This is a genomic window from Streptomyces spiramyceticus (assembly GCF_028807635.1).
GTDB lineage: Bacteria > Actinomycetota > Actinomycetes > Streptomycetales > Streptomycetaceae > Streptomyces > Streptomyces spiramyceticus.
This window is the reverse complement of sequence record NZ_JARBAX010000001.1, coordinates 70,905-91,298: the sequence shown is the minus strand read 5'-3', so window position 1 is coordinate 91,298 and position 20,394 is coordinate 70,905. Positions and strand designations below refer to the sequence as shown.

Here is a 20,394-nt window from a genome sequence, read left to right as displayed (position 1 = left end):
GCCATGGCCGAGATCCTCGCCAACTCCGTACGCCTCCACGTGCAGCGGCTGCCGGGCCGTGACCGCAGTTCCACCGAACCCGTCGCCGTCTTCCTCCACGGCCTGGTCGTGGACAACCTCTCAAGCTTCTACTGCACCCTCGCCGTCCCCGCCTCCCGGGCCGGGCACGACGTCGTCCTGTACGACCTGCGCGGCCACGGTCGCAGCGAGCGGCCGCCCGCCGGGTACGACACCGACACCGCCGTACGGGACCTGACCGCCCTGCTCGCCGCCCTCGGCCTCGACGAGCGCCCCGTACACCTCATAGGCAACAGCTACGGCGGCATGCTCGCACTCCACACCGCGCTCGCCCACCCCGGCCTCGTCGCCGGGCTCGTCCTCATCGAGGCCCCGCTGAGCGGCCTCTGGATCGAGAACATGCTCGACACGCTCTCCGTCGCCGCCCTCGACCTCGAAGGCAGCCACGTGCCGCAGGAACTCGCCTCGATCGGAGCGCGCAAGGCCGCCCGCCTGACCGCCACCGCCGACGAACTCCTCAACCGCACCACCCTGATCGACGACATCGCGGCGGCCCGGCCCTTCACGCCAGAGGACTTCGCCCGAGTGCGCTGCCCCGTGCTGGCCGTCTGCGGCGAGCACTCCGAACTGCTCCCCGGCGCCCGCGAATTGGCCCGCCATGCAGCCCACTGCACCGTCCGCGTCCTGCCGGGCCTGGGACACGACGTACTCAAGGGCGGCACCGACGAGCTCCGGCGGGCGGTGCTCGACCGACTCGCCGAGCCCGCGCGGCAGCAGCCCGAGGCGGTGACGGTATGAAGCTGCTCTTCGTCGTCCCGCCGTTCGCCGGACACGTGAACCCCACGGTCGCCGTCGCCGCCGAGCTGACCGCCCGCGGACACGACGTCGCCTGGACGGGCCCGGCCGAGGTACTGCATCAACTGCTGCCCGCAGGCGCCGAGTTGTACCCCTCCGGCGACAGTGCGGAAACCGGCGGCTACGGCACGCTGCACGAGCACTGGCGCGACCTGCGCGGCGTCGCAGCCCTGCGCTTCCTGTGGGAGGAGGCGATCATCCCGCTCGCCCACGCCATGCTGCCCGGCGTCGAGAGGGCGGTCGACGCGTACGCCCCCGATGTACTCGTCGTCGATCAGCAGGCGCTCGCCGGAGCTGTGGTCGCGGGGCGACGCGGGCTGCCGTGGGTGACGTCCGCGTCGACCTCGGCGGAGTTCACCCGGCCCTTCGCCGGCTTCCCCCGGGTGGGGGAGTGGGTGGCGGACCGGATCGCCGGACTGCTCGCGGCCTGCGGGGCGCCCGCGGGCTGGGACGCGCGCTTCTCGGACCGCCTGGTCCTTGTCTTCTCCACGCCCGAACTGGTCGGCGCCGACGAGATGTACCCCCAGCACTACGCCTTCGTCGGCCCGGCCCTCGGCCCGCGCCCCTCGGACGGCTCGTCCTTCCCGTGGCAGCGGCTGGATCCCGTACGACGCCGGGTTCTGGTCTCGCTCGGGACGCTCAACCGGGAGGCGGGCGGCCGGTTCTACGCCACGGTCCTGCGGGCCGTGGATCAGCTGGCCGACCGCGTCCAGCTGATCCTGGCCGCGCCCGCGGACGCCGTCGGCGAGGTGCCGGACCACGTCCTTCTCCAGGAGTACGTCCCCCAACTCCAGCTGCTCCCGCACCTCGACGCCGTCGTCAGCCACGGCGGCCACAACACCGTCTGCGAGGCCCTCGCCCACGGCCTGCCCCTGGTCGTCGCGCCGATCCGCGACGACCAGCCGATCGTCGCCCAGCAGGTCGAGGCGGCCGGAGCAGGCGTCCGGGTGCGCTTCGGCCGGGCCCGCGCGGGCGAGCTGCGCGACGCACTCGAAGCCGTACTCGACGACCCCGCGCACCGCCACGCCGCCCGCCGCATCCAGGCGTCCTTCGCCGCGGCCGGCGGTGCCGTGGCCGCGGCCGACCGGTTGGAGAAGCTGACATGACACAGCCCCGTACCCGCGTCCCATGGGCGGCTCTCGTTGCGCTGGCCGGACTCACCGCCGGGACCGTGCGCGCCCGCCGCAGACTGGCCGCCGTACCAGTCCTGGACCTTGCCCCCGAGGCGAGCAGCCCGCCCCGGAACGAATGGCACCTGATCACCGCACGCGGTGTCGAAGTCGACGACGCCACCTTCCTCGCCGCCGTCGCCCACGCTGAACGAACCGGCTTGCAGGTACTCGACCTGCTGCCCGGCCTCCTCGACACGGAGCGCGCTCTGAGCCTGCTCCGCATCCTCGACCTCAGCGCCCACCGCTATGCCCGCACGGCCGAGGGCCGGGGCGCCGGGCACGCCGTACTCGTCGGCGAGGACGTCCGGCGCCGAGCCGGAATCGATCCCGGCACCGAACTCGGTACCGACCTCGGCACCGCCGAACTCCACACCCTCCTCAAGCGCTTGAAGGAGTACGCCGCCACCGCGACCGGCGTCGCCATCGCCCCCGGCCTGGCCGCCCCCACCCCCGACCTCAGTCTGCGGGCCGCAGAGCTCCGCGCCCAAGGGCTGCCCCCGGGCCTGGTGGCCACCGCCCAACTGGTCGGTCTGGCCCTGCTCCTGCGCGCGGCCTTCGAGGACCGGCGCTGCGGCGCTGCGGCCGCCGCTCTCTACTGCGTGCAGCCCGTCCTCGTCCTCGGCGGTCCCCGGAGCCCTCTGCGCCCGGCCGACCTGCCCCGGGCCGCCGCCGCGCGTCCCCTGCACTCCCTCGGCGCCGCACTCCGTACCGCCGTGAGCGCCCGCCCCGGCCCCGGACCGTCGCCCGAACTGGAGGAGCTCCGGCCGTACTACACCGCCGAACTGAAAGCCGGCACCGACCGGTTCTTCGAGGACCGTCGCCCCGACTGCCCCTGGTGCGGCTCCGACCGTCTCTCCGTACGTACCCGCGTCCCCGACCTGTTCCAGGGCAAGCCTGGCCGGTTCACCCTCGAACAGTGCGGCGACTGCGGCCACGTTTTCCAGAACCCCCGCCTCTCCCTCGACGGCCTCGACTTCTACTACCGCGACTTCTACGACGGCCTCGGTGACGGCGGCGCCGACGTCGTGTTCGCCAGGATGGGCCGCTCGTACCGCGACCGCGCCGAAATGCTGAAACCCTTCGGGACGCCCGCCGCCTGGCTCGACGTCGGCACCGGGCACGGCCACTTCTGCGACAGCGCGCGCGACGTCTGGCCCGACACCCGCTTCGACGGCCTGGACATGGCTGCCGCCGTGCGGGAGGCGGAGGCGCGCGGCTGGGTCACTGCCGCCCACCACGGCCAGTTCCCCGACCTCGCCGCCGGGCTCGCCCACCGCTACGACACGGTCAGCATGTACCACTACCTGGAGCACACCCGCGACCCGCTCGCCGAACTCGACGCGGCCGCCGCCGTACTGCCCACCGGCGGACATCTGCTCATCGAGCTGCCCGACCCCGAATCGCGCCTCGCCCGCCTCCTGGGCCCCGCCTGGCTGCCCTGGTTCCAGCCCCAGCACCAGCACCTCATCCCGGTCGCCAACCTCCGCCGTGCGCTGGCAGAGCGCGGATTCACCGTCCTCGCCGAGGAGCACGGCGCCGCCCACCAGTCCTGCGACTTCTTCGGCGCCGTCCTCCTCACCGCGAACCGCCTCGCTCCCGACCCGTACGCCCCCTGGGGCCCTGGCCGCGCCACCCCGGCGGGGCGGGCGTTCCGTGCGGCCGTGCAGACCGTGTCGCTGCCGTGCTACGCCGCCGCTGCGGCCCTGGACGGAGTGCGTTCGTCGGTGGCCCGTGCCACCGACGGCGGCAACGCCTACCGCCTGCTCGCCCGCAGGACACCCGCCGACACGGAAGGAAGGTGAGTACGTGCTGGACCTCGCCCGCCGCCACACCGCCGACCCGCTCTTCCGGCTCGTCGCGTACGCCCTCGAATCGGCGCACGACCGACCCCCGGCCACGGTGTGGAGCGCCCCGCACGCCTTCCACCTCGGCTCGCCGCACCTCGTCGCCGCCGCAGGCTGGCCCGTGGCAGCCGCCGCCGCGCCACGGGACGACGGTCTCGTACGGCTGAGCTCGCTCGCCCACCCCGCACAGAGCTGCGAACTCCCGCTCACAGGACCGCCGCAGCCCCACCCCGCCTGGGCCGCCCGCACCTACACCCTCCTGCGCACCATGGCCCGCGCCGGATACGGCCGCGGCGGAATCGACCTGCACATCCACTCCACGCTGACCGCCGCGACCGGTCTTTCGAGCGCCGAACCGCTGGAGTGCGCCGTGGCGCTCGCGGTCGCCGACCTGTACGCCCGCCCGCACACCGGCCCCGCCAGGCCGCGCCCACCGCGCGGCAGGGTGGCCGCCCTCGTCCGGGACGCCGCGCCCGACGGCGACAACGCGCTGCGCCAGGCCGTGCTGTTCGCCCGGCCCGGCCGGGCTCTGCTGCTCGGCGGAGGCCACGGAGGCCGACGCCATGTCCGCCTCGACCCGGCCGAGTACGGGGCGCGGCTGATGCTGCTGGTGACGCGCGGCGACAGCCCGGGCGGGGGCGATGTCCGGCGCGCTGTGGCGTGTGCGCGGCGTGCGGGTGCCACCGCCGACTGGTGGCCCGGTCCGCAGCCGGAGCGCAGCGGGCTGGTGCTGCTGCCGTACGACCGGCTGGCGGCCGTACGTACCGGTGTGGCCGAGGAGTTCCGCAGCCGCGGACTTCCCGTGCCGCGCCTGGTGAACATCACCGTGGCGGGCGCGGCCCGCCGCGAAGAGTGAGAAAGGACAAGGAGGAACACCCCATGAAACCAAGAGCCTTGCCGGACCGGACACCGGCCCGGTCCAGGACGTGGCGGGCAACCGCCGCCGGGATCTTCAGCACCCTGGCCCTGGTCGCTGCCTTCGGCGTATCCGATTCGAGCGCCGCGCAGGCCCCCGCGCCCGCCGCGCTGCCCAGTTACGACCACGTCGTAGTCGTCGTCTTCGAGAACAAGCAGTACGGCGAGATCATCGGCAGCGCCAACGCGCCGTACATCAACCAGCTCGCGAACGCGGGCGCCAGCCTCACCGCCATGAAGGCCCTGACCCACCCCAGCCAGCCGAACTACTTCAACCTCTTCTCCGGCGCCACCCAGGGCATCACGGGCGACGGCTGCTACACCCCGCAGTCGATGAGCGCCGCCAACCTCGGGCAGGAACTGATCGCCGCGGGCAAGACCTTCGCCACGTACAACGAAGACCTGCCGAGCGAGGGGTCCACGGTCTGCACCAGCGGTCAGTACGCGCAGAAGCACAACCCCTGGTTCGCCTTCAAGAACGTGCCCCTCAACACCGGAAAGACCTGGGCGCAGTTCCCGAAGAGCGATTTCTCCCAGCTGCCTCATCTGTCGTTCGTCGTCCCCAACCAGTGCAACGACATGCACTCGTGCCCGGTCAGCACCGGAGACACCTGGGTGAAGAACAACCTCGACGCCTACGCGCAGTGGGCCAAGGCCAACAACAGCCTGCTGGTGCTCACGTGGGACGAGGACAACTTCCTCGGCTCCAACCAGATCGCCACGGTCTTCTCCGGCGCCAAGGTCAAGCAGGGCAAGTACAGCAGCGCGTACAACCACTACAACCTGCTGCGCACCTTCGAGGACCTCTTCGGCACCACCCACGCCGGCAATGCGGCGAGCGCCACCCCCATCAGCGAGGTCTTCGGCGACGGTACGACTCCGCCGCCGGACGGGGACCTGAAGGTGTCCAACCCGGGTACGCAGACCTGCAAGTTCAACCAGAGCTGCACGATCCAGATCACCGCCACCGGCGGAAAACCACCCCTCAAGTACAGCGCCACCGGACTGCCGTTCGGCCTGAGCATCGACAGCGCCACCGGCCGTATCACCGGCAAACCCTGGCAGACCGGCACACTCCAGATCACCGCAACGGCCACCGACTCCGCCGGAGCCTCGTCGAACGCGGCCTTCCCGCTGACCGTCAACTGGTTCTGACCGGAAGGGAGTCACCCGTGTACCTGTCGGCAAGCCGGGCCGCCGACACCACGGCGGGCGTACGCCGCACGCGGCCGCGCCCGCCGCGCGGCACCAGGACCCGCCGCGCCGTCGCCGGCAACGTCATCGCCCTCGGCGCGGTCAGCCTGGTCACGGATGTCTCAGCAGAAATGGTCACCGCCGTACTGCCGCTGTATCTCGTGGTCGGCCTCGGCATGTCCCCGCTCGCCTTCGGCGCCCTCGACGGCCTCTACCAGGGCGCAAGTGCCCTGTCCCGGCTGGCCGGTGGCCATGTCGCCGACCGCGCCCAGCGCCGCAAGCTGGTGGCGGGCGCCGGTTATGCCGTGTCCGCCGGCTGCAAACTCGCCCTGCTCGCGGCCACGACGCCGTGGGCGGTCGGTGCGGTACTCGCCACCGACCGCACCGGCAAGGGGCTGCGCACCGCCCCGCGCGACGCACTCATCTCCCTGTCCTGCCTGCCCGAGGAGCAGGGCCGCGCCTTCGGGGTGCACCGGGCGATGGACACCGCGGGCGCGCTGCTCGGCCCGCTCGCGGCCTTCGCCGTGCTGTGGGCCGCTCGTGACGGTTACGACGCCGTGTTCGTGGTCAGCTTCTGCGCCGCAGCACTCGGCGTACTGCTGCTCGTGCTGTTCGTACGGGAGCCGTCCTCCACCATTACGGCCCGGAGGAAGGGCGCGGACAAGAACGGGGACAAGAACGCGGACAAGAATCGGGACAAGGACACTGACAAGAAGAGGCACCGGCCGGGTGCCCTGCGTTCCCTGGCCCGCACTTCGGGCCTGCCTCGCCTGTGTCTGATCGCCGCGCTGCTCGGCGTGGTCACCGTCAGCGACTCGTTCCTCTATCTGCTGCTGCAGCGCCGCCTCGACCTGCCCGCCCCGTACTTCCCGCTGCTGCCCGTCGGCGCCGCCGCCGGATTCCTGCTGCTGGCCGTGCCGCTGGGGCACCTGGCCGACCGGATCGGCCGTCGGCAGGTCTTCCTCGCGGGGCACGGGGCGCTGCTCATCGCGTACGTGCTGTTGCTCACCCCCTGGGGCGGCGGACTGGCGGCGGCCGGAGCCGTACTCGTACTGCTCGGCGCGTTCTACGCGGCCACCGACGGCGTACTGATGGCCGCCGCCGGCCCGTTGCTGCCCACGGACCTGAGGGCGAGCGGCCTCGCGCTCGTCCAGACCGCGCAAGCCCTCGCCCGCTTCGCGGGCTCACTGCTCTTCGGCGCGGGCTGGATGTACTTCGGGCCGGAAGGCGCCCTGACCGTGGCCGCCGCCGGTCTGGCCGTCGCGCTGGCAGCGGTCGCCGCCCTGTCCACCCTCCGCCCCCACCTCCACCGCCACCGCCACCTCCACCGACGGAGTCCCTCATGAGCATCAGGGCTCGGCTGCTCGTCCTCGTGCTCGTCACCGCCGTCCTGGTCGTGGTCGCGGCCGTCGTCACCCTGCGGGCCGCCGACCGCGCGGCCGAACGTGATCAGGCCAGACCGGGCGAACCAGGCGCCCAAACCGGTGTGGTGACGCTGCGTCAGCCAAAGCGGCTGCTCTTCCGCAACCTGGCCTGGGGCCCGCAACGCGATCACGTCTCCTCCGTCCCGCTGGCCACCCCGGCAGGGCCCCGCACCTCCGCGCCCCGTAACTGCCTGCGCTTCCACGCGGCTGCCGGTACCGGCATCTGCCTCCGCGCCACCGGCGGGGTGGTCCCCGGTCACGAAGCCGTGCTGCTGGACGCGCGGTTGCGCCCCGTCCGTACATTCCCGGTGCCCGGGATGCCCACTCGCGCCCGCGTATCGCCGAGCGGACGGCTGGTGGCGTGGACGGTCTTCGTCAGCGGAGACTCGTACGCGGGCAGCGCCTTCTCCACCCGTACCGCCGTTTACGACAGCCGCACCGGCAGCCTCCGGCCCGACCTGGAAAAGTTCGCCGTGATCAAGGACGGTCGCCGCCACCGGGCCGCCGACCACAACTTCTGGGGCGTCACTTTCGCCGCCGACGACAACCGTTTCTACGCGACCCTCGCCACCCGTGGCCGTACGTACCTCGTCGAGGGCGACCTGGGACGGCGCACACTGCGGACCCTGCGCGAGAACGTCGAATGCCCGTCCCTCTCCCCGGACGGCACTCGTGTCGCCTTCAAGAAACGCGTCCCCGGCGCATCCGCCAGTACGCCCTGGCGGCTGTACGTCCTGGACCTGCGTACCGGCCGTGAGACCGCGCTCGCGGAGCGCAGAAGCGTCGACGACCAGGCCCTGTGGCTGAACGGCCGCACTCTTCTCTACGCCCTGCCCGGCGACTTCGGAGCCGACCTCTGGTCGGTCCCTGCGGACGGCGGCGGCACACCCCGCATGGCCGTGAAGTCCGGCACGTCTCCGGCCGTGCTCCCCTGAGGGGCTCGCCAGAGGTCCTGGGCGTCACCTTCCGCGCAGTGCGGTGGCCAGCTGGGCTCTGGAGCGTACATCCAGCTTCTGGTAGATACGGGTCAGCCTGGCCTCCACCGTTTTGACGCTGAGGAACAGCTTCGCCGCCGCCTCCTGGTTGCTCGCCCCCTCGCCGACCAGCACCGCCAACCGCATCTCCGCCTCGGTGAGTACGGGCGCCCCCTCACGCCCGTAGCCGCTGTCCGGCCGGGCCGGAGACTCGCAGGCCAGCTCCGCCCACGGCCTCGCGCCTGCCTGGGTGAACACTTCGGCCGCGCTCTGGAGGGCGGTGCGCGCGGGGGCCCGCCTGCGGCGGCGCCGTTCGACACGGGCCAGGGCGAGCAGGGTCCGGCCGCGTTCCACGGGCAGGTCCAGTTCGGCGAAGCGCGCTGAGGTGTCCTCCAGGAGACGGACCGCGGCGCCCGCGTCGCCACCGGCGGCCAGGCCCAGCGCGTACGCGCGGTCGAGGGCGGCCACCACCCCGGACCGGCCCAGACCGACCGCGACCTCACGGACACCGTCGATCAGCGCCACCGCCTCGTCGGGCGCGTCCGCCGCCACCAGCGCCTCGGCCAGCTCTCCGTGCCAGCGCAGCACCGAGGGGTCGACGACCTGCTGAGCGGCCTCCGAATCGGCCACCCGGCGCAGGGTGGCGACCGCCTTCGTGGTCTCGCCCGTGACCAGTTCCACCAGCCCCAGCGCGTACAGGCTGCGGGACAGGAACACCTGGTCGTGTTCCTCCTCGGAGGCCTGCACTCCCCGCCGCGCGTACCCGGCGGCCCGGACGAAGCTGCCGCCCATGGCTTCGGCCATGGCCGCGATGTACCACGCGGGCCCTGGTGACAGGCCCGCCTCGATCGTCAGCTCCACGGAGCGGCGTGCGTGGGCGAGCGCCGCGGCGCACCTGCCCCCGCGCAACTCGACCTCGGCAAGGCTCCGCAGGACCTCGAAGACGTCCTCGGCGGAGCCGGTACGTTCCACCGCGGGCAGCAGCACCAGCAGTTGCGCCCTGGCGTCGGCGAGCCGGTCGTCGAAGAGCGCGTGCCGCACCGCCAGGTACTGCGGGGCGTTCCGCATCCCCAGCGGTACCTCGGGCGCGGGCAGGGCAAGCGCCTCGGCCAGGATCCCCTCGGCGGCCGGGTCGCCCAGGATGCGTCCCATCCGGGCGCGCACGGTCAGCGCCATCGCCTCGGCCACGTGATCGCCGCCGACGGCCGCCAGGGCGCCCGCTTCGGCCGCGGCGGCGCAGGAGCGTACGGGGTCCCCGTCGCACAGGTTGAGCTTCCACGCCACCCGCAGCTGGACCAGCGCCAGCAGCGCGGGATCACCGGCGGCGTCGGCCATCGCGTGTGCGAAGGTCTCGTCGAGGTCGGCGAGCGCCTGTCCGGCGGAGTCGATGACGGCCAGCCGGGCGCGTACCCGGTCGGCCGGAGAGGCGTCGCGGGCCAGGACCGCCCTGGCGGCGCGGCGGGCCAGATCGGCGCGTCCCGCGCAGCCACCGTCCTCGGCGGCGTCGACCAGCCGGGCCAGCTCGGCGGCCGGCCGGTCCAGCGGGGTGCGTTCCGCGGCCAGCAGCCCGAGTTCGGCCGCCAGGGCGCGCTTGCCCCGGCGCCGGCAGGCCGCCGCCGCGTCGGCGACCTCGGCGGCCAGCTCCTCGTCGGGGGTGTCCACGGCCAGCGCCCGGTGACGTACGGCCTCCACCGGATCGTCGACCGCGTCCGCCAGCGCGGCGTGGCCCGCGGCGCGATCCGTCCAGCCCGCATCCGCCGCCAGAACCGTGGGCAGCGCCCCGGCGGTGAAGGCCACCGCACCGTCCTCCTCGACGGTCACCAGGCCGGCCTCCTCGGCGGCGGCCAGTTCGGCCTCGGCCGCAGGTCTGCCGGCCCGGCGGAGCAGCGCCGTCGTGGGCCGGGCGGCGAGCGCGGCCAGCAGCAGGGTGCCGTGCACGGGGGCGGACGCCTCGGCCAGCAGCCGCCGGGCGACCTCGCGGGCCTGCCCCGACACCGGAAGCGTGTCCGCGTGGTGGACGGGCTCACGCGCCTCGGCCAGAGACCGCCCGAGGGCCAGAGCGAGCCGCGGGTTGCCGCCGCTGGCCCGGTGGATCCGGCCCGCGAGGCGGGACGGGAGGCTGTGCCGTACGAGCAGCTCGGCCACTTCGTCGGCGTCCAGCGGCGGCACCAGTACGGTCCGCGCGCCGGGTCCGCACAGGGCTTCCGCCAACGGTGCGCCGCCCTGGACGCTTTCGGCCACGAGGATGCGGACCTGGGGAGGCGTGAGCCGCAGGGCAAAACGGAGCAGATCGACGCTTTCTCCGTCCAGCCACTGCGCGTTGTCCACCACCAGCAGCACCGGATCGACCGCGGCGAGTGCGCGCAGCACCTCCACGATCGCGAGCCGCAGCGCGATCCGGTCCCAGCCGTCGTCCGGAGCGTCGGTCTCCCGCCGGAACATCGCGATCGCCAGCCGCTGTGGTCCGGACAGGGAGTCCAGGGCCGTGCGCGGCACCGAAGCGAGCAGAGCGGCGGCACAGGCCCCGGGTATCCGTCGGTCGGCCTCTTCGGGGGCCAGCAGCAGTACGGAATCCCCGCGCGATTCGGCCAGAGCCGCGACAGCCGTCGCCACCGCGCTCTTGCCGACGCCTGCCGTACCGGTGAGGACGGCCCGGCCGTCGGCGCCGAGCGCGCGGTCGAGGAGTGCGATGAGCTCACCGCGCCCGACGGGCGCGTCAGCGTTCGCGGTCGCCGCCACGCACAGCCACCAGCCTCTCGGTCCCGTCCCTGTGCCTTTCCTGTGAGCGCGAGAATACGAGGTCGTTCGCGGAACAGGACAGGAGTGTGACGCAGGCGTCAGTGCCGGCGTGAAAAAGCCGTCGGACCTGCCGACGCGCAGGGCGTCGGCAGGTCCGTGGTGGTGCTTGGTCCGGACTTTTCGCCTGGTCAGCGTGGTCAGAAGGTGAGACCCCAGGAGTCGATGAAGCCGATGTCGGCGCTCGCCACGTCCTGGACCCGGAGCTTCCAGGTGCCGTTCGCGACCAGGGCGGAGGCGTCGACGGTGTACGTGGTGATGATGTTGTCGGCGCTGTCGTTGGAGGAGCTCTGCAGGCGCTTGGTGGTGCCGTCGGGAGCGACCAGGTCGACGACGAGGTCACCGCGGTAGGGGTGCTTGATGTCGACGGCGACCTTGAGGGCGGCCGGGGCGTTGCCGGTCACACCGCTGACCGTGATCGACGACGTGACGGCGGCGCCGTTGTCGGGGATGGAGACGTCGGCCGTGTTCTGGAACGTGGGCCCGGTCGGCGTACCGCCGGTGACGGCCTGGACCGTCTTGGCCGCGTCCGCGAGTCCGGCGCCACAGCCACCGGTGCAGGTACCGGCCAGCGGGCGGGCGTTGGCCTTGATGGCCGACTCGATCTCGGCCGGGGTCAGCGTGGTCTTGGCCGCCTTCATCAGTGCGGCGAGGCCGGCGACGTGCGGGGCGGCCATGCTGGTGCCCTGGTAGGGCTTGTAGTTCTCGGCCGACGGGGTGGTGGTGCCGGTGTTCAGCGTCGAGAGGATGCCGTTCTCCGGCGTGGTGATCGTGCCGGGGGTGTCGGTCGCCCGGCGGGTCTCGCCACCGGGGGCGGCGATGTCGATGATGGTGCCGTAGTTCGAGTAGAACGCGCGGTCACCGCTGCGGCTGCTCGCCGCGACGTTGATCACGTTGTTGCAGCTGGCCGGCGAGAAGCCGCTCGCGTTCGAGTTGCTGTTGCCCGCGGCCACCACGACGGTGGTGCCCCGGCCGACGGCCGCGTTGATCGCGTTCTGGTAGGTGCTGCCGCAGGCGCCCGAACCGCCGAGGCTCATGTTGATCACCTTGGCGGGCGTCGCGTTCGCCGGGACACCGGGGACCGAGCCGCCGGACGCCCAGGTGATGGCGTCCACGATGTCGGAGGTGCTGCCGCCGCACTTGCCCAGCACACGTACCGGCTGGATCTTGGCGCCGTACGCGATACCGGCGACACCCTTCGCGTTGCCGGTCGCCGCGGCGACCGTGCCCGCGACGTGCGTGCCGTGCCAGGAGGAGTTGGACGCCGTGGAACCGATGCCGCACTCGCCCGCAGCGCTCCAGTCGCCCTGGTCGGCCGGGTTGTTGTCGCGTCCGTTGCCGTCACGGGCGGCGGTGGAGCTGGTGATGAAGTCGTAGCCGGCCACGACGTTGGCGGCCAGGTCGGAGTGCGCCACGTAGCCGGTGTCGATCACGGCCACGGTCACGCCGGTGCCGGTCGTGGTGGCCCAGGCGCCGGGGACGTTCATACCGGCCGTGGCCTCGAACAGGTCCCACTGCTTGGCGTACTCGGTGTCGTTCGGGTCCGCCATCGCGTAAGCCCGGGCGTCCGGCTCGACGTACGCCACATCCGGGTCCGCGCGGAACTGCGCCATCACGTCGGCGGCATCGGCCGGCGCGAGCTTGCCGCCCAGGTCGACCAGCGCGGCGCCGGTCCCCAGCCGACGCTCGAACTCCAGCGATTCGCCCGCTTTGCGGCCCTTTGCCTCGGCGTCGTCCGATGCCGCGTTGTTGGAACGCGCCTCGGAGGCCGACGACTTGTACCCGACGATCAGGTTCTCGACCGGTGCGGTGGGGGTCGGGGATACCGCTGCCGCAGCCGCCGGAGCGGCGGGCTGTGCCATGGCGACGGAGGAGGTGGCGGCGGCCCCGAGCAGGGTGGCGGAGGCCGCTACGACGGATATGAGTCTTCGTCTGGAAGCGTGCAAGGTGTTCCCTTTCGAGAGCCGGAACCGGGCAGGCCGGAGCGGCAGTTGGCGCACTTCGTGAGCGGAGCTGTGCAGGCGCTGCGATGCGGGGCCGATGGCTGATGTGAGGCACCACCGGCCGCCGCACGCCTGAAGCACGCCCCGGCCGGGTCAGGGCAGGGGCAGAGGGGTGTTACCGGCTTCGACGGAATCGAAGATCGCCGGTGGACAGACAGTAGGGAAAGACGAGATGAAGCCGATACGGGGAAAACCCTTGTCCACGCCCCGCCGCTCTGCTCAAACCCCCCGGCCGCCCACTCCGCACAACACCTGCACTACGCAACTACCGGCCCGGAACAGGCCGGTTCGGCGGCGGCCATCGAACACTGCGAAGAGGGCGTACGCACGGCTCCGCGTACTGCATCGGCCACCCGCTCGGGACGACCTGGGACACCGGGCTCTCCCTGTGGGCCACCGCAACGGGGGCGCCATCCGCCCCCGAGCGCCCCGCCTCGGCGCCCACAGCCGACGCCGGGGCCCGCACCCCACCCGGGGGCCCAAGGCCCACGCCTAGGGCGTGTCCGGCGGATCAGGCCCTTAAGCGACCCACCTCGGACTGTCAGCCGGACGCCGCTCCGGGGCCAGAGGCCGACGTCGGGGCACCTCCACCCCCTGGCCCAGCAGTGAGGCGCAGCCCGACATGGAGGGCCAACTCGGGGCCCATGGGCGGGGCAGCCTGCTGCGCCCGGCGTCCAGGGCCGACGTCGGGCGCCTTCGGCCGGCTGGCCAGGCGCAGCCCGGTGCTCAGGGCCGACTGGTGGGACCACACCCCCAGCCGGTGAGGCCCTCAGCCCGCCGCCCGGTGCGCCGCAGCCAGCAGATCCGCCCACTCGTGGAGCTTCACCGACCCCCGGCCCAGCGAGAGCCCCAGCGCCGCCTCCGCCGCCTCGATCGCCTTCCAGTCCTTCCACTCGACCAGGCGCAGTCCCGACTCCCGCAGTACGGCCAGCGGGTCCTCCGGGAGCTGCCGGCGGGCGAGCTCGGGGGCATCCGCCAGCAGTGAGGCCACCGTCTCCTTGGCGCAGGGGCGGTTCGTGCCGATCACGCCCGTCGGGCCCCGCTTGATCCACCCCGCGACGTACTCCCCGGGCGACGGCACCCCGTCGCGCAGGACGCGGCCCGCCGCGTTCGGCACCGTGCCGCGTGCCGGGTCGAAGGGTAGGCCGGGGAGCGGCCTGCCGCGGTAGCCGACCGACCTGAGCACCAGCTGGGCCTCGATGTCCTCGTACGTTCCCGTGCCGCTCACCCCACCCGTACCGTCCGGCAGGGTCCGCTCGAACCGCACCCCGGCTGCCCGCCCGTCCTCCTCCAGCACCTCCACGGGGCGGAGGAAGAACCGCAGGTGGATGACGCGTGAGCGCTGCTGCGCGGGGCTCGTCGCCCAGTCCCTCACCACTTCGACATTGCGCCGGTTAACGGCGGGCAGGGCCGCGGACACCGCCGGCTCCACGTACGCCGGATCGAGGGCGAGTTCGTCGGGCCGTACCACCACCGAAGCGTCCGGCAGCGCGCCGAGTTCCCGCAGCTCCTTGGTGGTGAACTTCGCCTGCGAAGGACCGCGCCGGCCCACCATGTGCACATCGCGCAGCCGGCTGCCGGCCAGCACGTCGAGCGCGGGCTGCGGCACATCGGTGGGCAGCAGCTCGTCCGCACCGCGCGCCAGGATGCGGGCCACGTCGACCGCCACATTGCCCACCCCGATGACGACGGCCGACCGGGCGCCCAGCGCGAAGCCGTTCGCGGCGGCGTCGGGATGCGCGCTGTACCAGGAGACGAAGGAGGTCGCGGAGTAGCTGCCCGGCAGTTCCTCGCCCGGAATGCCGAGCCTGCGGTCGGTCGCTGCGCCGACGCAGTACACCACCGCGTGGTAGAGCTCCAGGAGCCGCGCCGTGGTGAGCCCGGCCGAGCCCACCTCCGCGTTGCCGACGAAGGTGATCCGGTCGTGTTCGAGCACCGTGCGCAGATTGTTCTGCAACGACTTGATCTTCTCGTGGTCCGGTGCGACGCCGTAGCGCACCAGTCCGTACGGACAGGGCAGCCGGTCGAGCACGTGCACCCGTACGTCGGGCACCGTCTCCTGCTGCACCAGGGCCTGAGCGGCGTAGACCCCACTGGGGCCCGAGCCGATTACAGCGACGCGAAGCACGGCGGGTGCTCCTTCCCGCAAGGTGACTCCAGCATGGCATTGGTGGGCGGCATAGCGGGAGATGCTCTGCGTGCGTGCCGTGGGGACCCCGGGCTGTCCGGGGTCCTTTCCGGTGTACCTGAAAGTAACTTTTGGGGGCTAATGACCAGTGTGGACCAGTCGCGGACCGGATCAAGGTTCCTGGCCGGGCGGCAGCGCCGCCGGCGGGGTCACCGCTGAGCGACGAGCCTTTCACGCCATGTCGCGCATCCTGCCGATCTCGGCGGTCTGCTGGGCGAGCACGTCGGTCGCCATCTCCTCGACCTGGACGTTGTTCCCCTGCGAGAGGACTTCGGTGGCCATGCCGACCGCCCCCTCATGGTGAGTGATCATCAGCTTCAGGAAGAGCCGGTCGAATTCCTCGCCCTTCGCCTCGCGCAACTGCGCGAGCTGCTTCTCCGTGGCCATCCCGGGCATCGAGCCGTGGTCGTGGCCGCCCTTGCGCTTCTTGCCGCCGTTGTTGTCCAGCCAGCCCCGCATGGCGTCGATCTCCGGCCGCTGAGCTGCCGTGATCCGCTCGGCGAGCCGCTTCACCTTCGCCGACTCGGCGCGCTTCGGCGCGAGTTCCGTCATCACGAGCGCCTGCGCGTGATGCGTGATCATCATGCGCGCGTACGAGAAGTCCGCGCTGTTGGGTGTGTCGTCGGGGAGGGACTTCGCGGCCTCCTCGGCCGACATGGTCTTCGCGGGCTCGCCCGGCTTGCCCGGCGCCACCACGGAAGGCCCGCCGCCCGCCTTCGCCTCGGGAGCGTCCCCGGCCGCGGAACACGCGCCGAGGCCGGTCACGGCGAAAACGGCCGACGCCGCCACAAGTGCGAGTCTGCGGGCGCGCGTTGGCTTTCGGCGGTTCAACACGGCGACCTCCTGGGGCAGATGGGCTGGTTGATGACAGTTCTTAGCACGCTCACGCACGCCACTGATCAAAAACTTTCATTACGTCTTAGTTGCCATCTGTTGAGATGTGCATGCAAACGACGATACTGCCGGGGTGTATGAACCGTTCAACTACGAACGGATACAAGGGAGGACGCAGTGACCTCGTTGCACATCACCCGCGTGCGGCGCAGACATCTCGGCGTGGCGGCAGCCGCGGCCGGGCTCTTCGCTACGCTGCTGACGGCCGGACCCGCGGCCGCGATCCCCGACCCGGGAGACTCGCCTGCCACAAAGCAGGGCGTCTCCACCGCACAGCATGCCGAGGCCAAGGCCGCCATCGAGAGCGGCGAGATACCCGGCGTCGACGAGATCGCCCACAGCAAGAACATCGAGCACCTCGTGAACGTCCCCAAGGACGCGATCAAGGGCACCAACTCGGACCTGGCCTTCCAGGGCAACTACGCCTTCGCCGGCAATTACGACGGCTTCCGGATCTTCGACATCAGCAACCCGAAGGCCCCCAGGACGGTCTCCCAGGTTCTGTGTCCCGGTGCCCAGAACGACATCTCCGTCTCCGGAAACCTGCTCTTCCTCTCCACGGACTCCTCGCGCAACGACAACTCCTGCGCCAGCACCTCGCAGCCCGCGACGGAGAAGTCCTCCTGGGAGGGCATGAAGATCTTCGACATCAGCGACAAGAGCAACCCGAAGTACGTCGCCGCTGTCGAGACCGCCTGCGGTTCGCACACGCACACCCTGGTGCCGGAGCGCCGTAACGTCTACGTCTACGTCTCGTCGTACTCGCCCAGCGAGAGCTTCCCCGACTGCAAGCCGCCGCACGACGGAATCTCCGTCATCAAGGTGCCGCGCAGCGCTCCGGAGAAGTCCGCGATCGTGGGCTTCCCTGTGCTCTTCCCGGACGGCGGAAACCCGGGCGCGCCCACCAACCCGGGCGTCTCCAAGACGACCGGCTGCCACGACATCACCGTGCTGCCCTCGAAGGACCTGGCCGCCGGTGCGTGCATGGGTGACGGCATCCTCTTCGACATCGAGGACCCGGAGGAGCCGAAGGTCATCGACCGCGTCCAGGACAACGTCAACTTCGCGTTCTGGCACTCGGCGACCTTCAACCAGAAGGCCAACAAGGTCGTCTTCACCGACGAGCTCGGCGGCGGCGTCGGCGCCACCTGCAACGAAGCCACAGGCCCGAACCGCGGCGCCGACGGCATCTACGACATCACCGGCAAGGGCGACAGCCGCAAGCTGGTGTTCAGGAGCTACTTCAAGATCGACCGCCACCAGGCGGACACCGAGAACTGCGTCGCCCACAACGGCTCGCTGATCCCGGTCAAGGGCAAGGACATCATGGTCCAGGCCTGGTACCAGGGCGGCGTGTCCGTCTGGGACTTCACCGACTCGTCCAAGCCCGAGGAGATCGCCTTCTTCGAGCGCGGTCCGGTCAGCGCGGACACCTCGGTGACCGCCGGCTCCTGGTCGGCGTACTACTACAACGGCTACATCTACTCGAACGACATGGCCAAGGGCTTCGACGTCCTGAAGCTCAACGACAAGCGCACGGACGGCGCCAAGAAGGTCCGGCTGCACGAGCTCAATGTGCAGACCCAGCCCGACTACCGCCGCTGATCGACCCCGCATGCCCGCGTGCCGCCGGGCGGATCCCCGTCCGGCGGCACGCCGAGCTCCCAGTCCAGCCCGTACCGCTGGAACAGCTCGGCCCGCAGACTCGTCAGCGGCATCGGCGCCCCCGGCAGCAGTACGGCGAACACCGCGCCCATCAACAGGGCCCGCAGCAACGGGTAATCGACGTCCACGTCCTGTGATCCGTACCGGACGACCGTGTTCCGCAGCAGCTCGGCGAGCCGCCGCTGCTCCGGGCACTGGACGAATCCCTCGGCCTGGAGAATGCCCGCCATGTGCGTGCGCATCAGCAGCGGATGCTCGCTCGCCAGCCCCAGAATGGCGTCGATGGCCCGGGCCAGCAGCTCGCGGCCGTCCTCGCTGCGCGGCTCGCGCTCCAGGGCCGCTTCGAGCGTCCGGTGCATCAGCCGGTGGACGGCCGATTGCAGCAACTGCCGCTTGCCCGGGAAGTAGTACGAGACGAGACCGCGCGCCGAACCGGCCCGGTCCGCGATGTCCCCGAGGGTCGCGGCCTCGTAACCGCGTTCGCCGACCAGCTCCACGGTTGCCTGCAGCAGCCGTTCCCGGGAACGCCGACGCAACTCTTCATTGACCGATGCGCTGCGCGGGGACATGCTGTAACTCCTGCGTTGACTGGCCCTCAGCCAATATACTCAGTCGTACCACGCAGGGTCCCTTACGGGGTCCTGTTGCGTGGGCTTGCCGTCTGTATCCGGCGGCGCGGGGGACCGCCGGATACGGGCGGCTCTTGCCCGTGTACGCCGCGCAGAAGTCGAAGAGTGCGCCCTTGACTGTCATTCGGGTGTTCCTTCCCGGGAGGAGACGACGCGACCGTACGCCAGTGCCATGACGGCGACGAACGCCGCTCCGAGCAGCCAGCCACCCAGCACGTCGGACGCCCAGTGCACGCCCAGATAGATCCGGGTGAGACCGACGCCGACGCAGGACACCACCCCCACCACCAGCACGGCGGTACGCAGGCGTCGGTCCGCGCCCCGCAGAGCGAGCAGCCACAGCAGGATCCCGAACGTGACGACGGCCGTCATCGCGTGGCCGGACGGCCAGGCGGCGTAGTGCGCGGAGTCGAGGGGGTCGGGCCACCGGGGGCGGTCGCGGTCCACCGCGGCCTTGAGGCCCTGCTGTACGAGCGAGCCGAGCGCACTGGTCGCCGCGGCCCAGATCGCGAGAAGCCATTCACGCCGCCACAGCAGCCAGACGACGGCGACGGCCACCAGCGCGCGCATCGCCCATGGGTCCCACACCCAGTCGGTCAGCACCCGATTGGTTCGGGTGACGTCGGGGCGGACGACGGCCGAACTGTGCAGCCCGTCCGCGACCGAGCGGTCGAACGCCATCAGTGGGGCCCACTCGACGGCGACGAGCACCAGGAGCGCAACAGACAGGACCGTGCAGACGATTCCGGTGAGGACGAGGGCCGGAAGGGCGGGGTGGGGGGAGCGCATGGGAAGATCCTCGCCCACGGGCGGCGCGCGCAACCGCCCGGCCCGTCGTCCGAGCGCGTTATCCGAGAGCGTTGAGCCCCGGAGCGAACGCGACCAGCAGCGGCACGACAGGCACGAGCGCGGCCGCGGCCGTCAGCCCCAGCCGGTGGCCCGCTGCGAGCCGCGGGACGGGGGTCAGAAGCCGGTGCACGCGGTGCGGCAGCTCGGCGCCGGGCGTCGGGCACGGGCCGAACACGCCGCGGTCCTCGTTGAGTTCGACCAGGGCCAGGGCGATCGTCAGCCGGCCGAAGCGCCGCGAGGCCACGTCGTCCGCGGCCAGCTCCACGAGCCTGTGCATCTCGTCGCGGAACGCTGCGAACACCTGTACCTGCGGAAAACCGATCGCGAGAGCGGACGCGCAGTTCAGCAGCCAGTCGTGCCTGGCGCGGGCGTGACCCTGCTCGTGAGCGAGCACGGCATCGAGCTGACGGCCCTTCAGGCGGCGCAACGCCGCCGTGGTGACGACCAGTTGGGGCGCGGAACCGGGCAGCCACCAGGCGTCGGGCCGCTCGCCCTCAAGGACCACGAGCCGGTCGCTGCCGGGTTCCTCGCCGGGCAGCAGCGGCGAGCGTACGAGCAGCTCCGCCCGCCGCACCTTCCGCCGTACGCTCGCCCTGCGGATCTCCCGGGTCAGCATTGCCGCCGTCCAGGCACCGCCGCACGCGAGGAGCACCGCGATGACGGCGGACCAGGGCCCGTAGGCGGCAAGGGCGTACGCCTCGACCACACCGTGCGGGGCGGGCGCGAACATCTGGCCCCGTACGGCCTGCCAGGCGGCGGCCGCGCTGAACGTCATCGACAGACCCAGGCACAGCAGGACACCGGCCACCATGCACTGCCACACCCACAGGGCCACCACGGGTTCGCGCTCCCGCCAGTCGGCCCGCGACATGAGCCGCGGGGCGGCGACGGCGGCGACGACACCGAGCAGCAGAAGTGCGAAGGGGACCGTCATGGGCAGCAGCCTATGAGGACGGGGCTACTCCCGGGTAGGA

The 20,394-nt window shown here is 71.9% G+C and carries 15 protein-coding genes; 8 read left to right on the top strand and 7 right to left on the bottom strand.

The window, feature by feature from the left end:
* Positions 1-3 precede the first annotated feature (3 nt).
* The 7 genes from PXH83_RS00430 to PXH83_RS00395 are packed head-to-tail and all read left to right on the top strand — an operon-like array spanning position 4 to position 8,357.
* A complete protein-coding gene (locus PXH83_RS00430) occupies positions 4-816 on the top strand; it encodes an alpha/beta fold hydrolase (RefSeq protein ID WP_274555350.1) in 813 nt (270 codons plus the stop codon).
* Positions 813-1,979 carry a glycosyltransferase gene (locus tag PXH83_RS00425; protein WP_274555349.1) on the top strand — a complete coding sequence of 389 codons (1,167 nt, stop codon included), beginning with the start codon at positions 813-815 and terminating at the stop codon, positions 1,977-1,979. The genes PXH83_RS00430 and PXH83_RS00425 overlap by 4 nt, the downstream gene beginning before the upstream one ends.
* The gene (locus PXH83_RS00420) at positions 1,976-3,847 is read left to right on the top strand and encodes a class I SAM-dependent methyltransferase (RefSeq protein WP_274555348.1); all 1,872 of its coding nucleotides are present in this window, start codon (positions 1,976-1,978) and stop codon (positions 3,845-3,847) included. Before PXH83_RS00425 ends, PXH83_RS00420 begins: the two co-directional genes overlap by 4 nt.
* Positions 3,848-3,851: 4 nt before the next feature.
* The gene (locus PXH83_RS00415; protein WP_274555346.1) at positions 3,852-4,745 is read left to right on the top strand and encodes a galactokinase; all 894 of its coding nucleotides are present in this window, start codon (positions 3,852-3,854) and stop codon (positions 4,743-4,745) included.
* 23 nt (positions 4,746-4,768) lie between these two features.
* Positions 4,769-5,959, top strand: coding sequence for an alkaline phosphatase family protein (locus PXH83_RS00410; protein WP_338054692.1), 1,191 nt, complete (start codon positions 4,769-4,771; stop codon positions 5,957-5,959).
* Between the two features lie 17 nt (positions 5,960-5,976).
* Positions 5,977-7,344 (top strand): MFS transporter, encoded by a 1,368-nt coding sequence (locus PXH83_RS00400; protein ID WP_274555344.1) that lies wholly within the window; start codon positions 5,977-5,979, stop codon positions 7,342-7,344.
* Entirely contained in the window at positions 7,341-8,357 is a 1,017-nt protein-coding gene (locus PXH83_RS00395; RefSeq protein WP_274555342.1) for a TolB family protein, read from the top strand. Before PXH83_RS00400 ends, PXH83_RS00395 begins: the two co-directional genes overlap by 4 nt.
* 24 nt (positions 8,358-8,381) lie before the next feature.
* On the opposite strand, the gene PXH83_RS00390 is transcribed toward PXH83_RS00395, so the two are convergent.
* The 4 genes from PXH83_RS00390 to PXH83_RS00375 all read right to left on the bottom strand — a co-directional run bounded on the left by PXH83_RS00390 (position 8,382) and on the right by PXH83_RS00375 (position 16,217).
* A complete protein-coding gene (locus PXH83_RS00390) occupies positions 8,382-11,135 on the bottom strand; it encodes a helix-turn-helix transcriptional regulator (protein ID WP_274555340.1) in 2,754 nt (917 codons plus the stop codon).
* A gap of 197 nt (positions 11,136-11,332) precedes the next feature.
* The gene (locus PXH83_RS00385) at positions 11,333-13,054 is read right to left on the bottom strand and encodes a S8 family serine peptidase (RefSeq protein ID WP_274562612.1); all 1,722 of its coding nucleotides are present in this window, start codon (positions 13,052-13,054) and stop codon (positions 11,333-11,335) included.
* A gap of 910 nt (positions 13,055-13,964) precedes the next feature.
* Positions 13,965-15,323 carry an FAD-dependent oxidoreductase gene (locus PXH83_RS00380; protein WP_274555338.1) on the bottom strand — a complete coding sequence of 453 codons (1,359 nt, stop codon included), beginning with the start codon at positions 15,321-15,323 and terminating at the stop codon, positions 13,965-13,967.
* A gap of 231 nt (positions 15,324-15,554) precedes the next feature.
* Entirely contained in the window at positions 15,555-16,217 is a 663-nt protein-coding gene (locus tag PXH83_RS00375) for a DUF305 domain-containing protein (RefSeq protein WP_274555336.1), read from the bottom strand.
* 177 nt (positions 16,218-16,394) lie between these two features.
* Between PXH83_RS00375 and PXH83_RS00370 the strand changes: the two genes are divergently transcribed.
* Positions 16,395-17,882 (top strand): LVIVD repeat-containing protein, encoded by a 1,488-nt coding sequence (locus PXH83_RS00370; RefSeq protein WP_274555334.1) that lies wholly within the window; start codon positions 16,395-16,397, stop codon positions 17,880-17,882.
* On the opposite strand, the gene PXH83_RS00365 is transcribed toward PXH83_RS00370, so the two are convergent.
* From PXH83_RS00365 to PXH83_RS00355, 3 genes are all read right to left on the bottom strand, one after another.
* Positions 17,870-18,511 (bottom strand): TetR/AcrR family transcriptional regulator, encoded by a 642-nt coding sequence (locus tag PXH83_RS00365; RefSeq protein WP_274555332.1) that lies wholly within the window; start codon positions 18,509-18,511, stop codon positions 17,870-17,872. The genes PXH83_RS00370 and PXH83_RS00365 overlap by 13 nt on opposite strands.
* A gap of 180 nt (positions 18,512-18,691) precedes the next feature.
* The gene (locus tag PXH83_RS00360) at positions 18,692-19,360 is read right to left on the bottom strand and encodes a phosphatase PAP2 family protein (protein WP_274555330.1); all 669 of its coding nucleotides are present in this window, start codon (positions 19,358-19,360) and stop codon (positions 18,692-18,694) included.
* A gap of 58 nt (positions 19,361-19,418) precedes the next feature.
* A complete protein-coding gene (locus PXH83_RS00355; RefSeq protein ID WP_274555328.1) occupies positions 19,419-20,354 on the bottom strand; it encodes a M56 family metallopeptidase in 936 nt (311 codons plus the stop codon).
* Positions 20,355-20,394 lie beyond the last annotated feature (40 nt).

What these genes read in the sequence shown, in the direction of transcription:
- PXH83_RS00430 (WP_274555350.1), top strand. Translation starts at nt 4, where the DNA reads ATGGCCGAGATCCTCGCCAACTCCGTACGCCTCCACGTGCAGCGGCTG.
- PXH83_RS00425 (WP_274555349.1), top strand. Translation starts at nt 813, where the DNA reads ATGAAGCTGCTCTTCGTCGTCCCGCCGTTCGCCGGACACGTGAACCCC.
- PXH83_RS00420 (WP_274555348.1), top strand. Translation starts at nt 1,976, where the DNA reads ATGACACAGCCCCGTACCCGCGTCCCATGGGCGGCTCTCGTTGCGCTG.
- PXH83_RS00410 (WP_338054692.1), top strand. Translation starts at nt 4,769, where the DNA reads ATGAAACCAAGAGCCTTGCCGGACCGGACACCGGCCCGGTCCAGGACG.
- PXH83_RS00395 (WP_274555342.1), top strand. Translation starts at nt 7,341, where the DNA reads ATGAGCATCAGGGCTCGGCTGCTCGTCCTCGTGCTCGTCACCGCCGTC.
- PXH83_RS00385 (WP_274562612.1), bottom strand. Translation starts at nt 13,054, where the DNA reads ATGGCACAGCCCGCCGCTCCGGCGGCTGCGGCAGCGGTATCCCCGACC.
- PXH83_RS00365 (WP_274555332.1), bottom strand. Translation starts at nt 18,511, where the DNA reads ATGTCCCCGCGCAGCGCATCGGTCAATGAAGAGTTGCGTCGGCGTTCC.
- PXH83_RS00360 (WP_274555330.1), bottom strand. Translation starts at nt 19,360, where the DNA reads ATGCGCTCCCCCCACCCCGCCCTTCCGGCCCTCGTCCTCACCGGAATC.
- PXH83_RS00355 (WP_274555328.1), bottom strand. Translation starts at nt 20,354, where the DNA reads ATGACGGTCCCCTTCGCACTTCTGCTGCTCGGTGTCGTCGCCGCCGTC.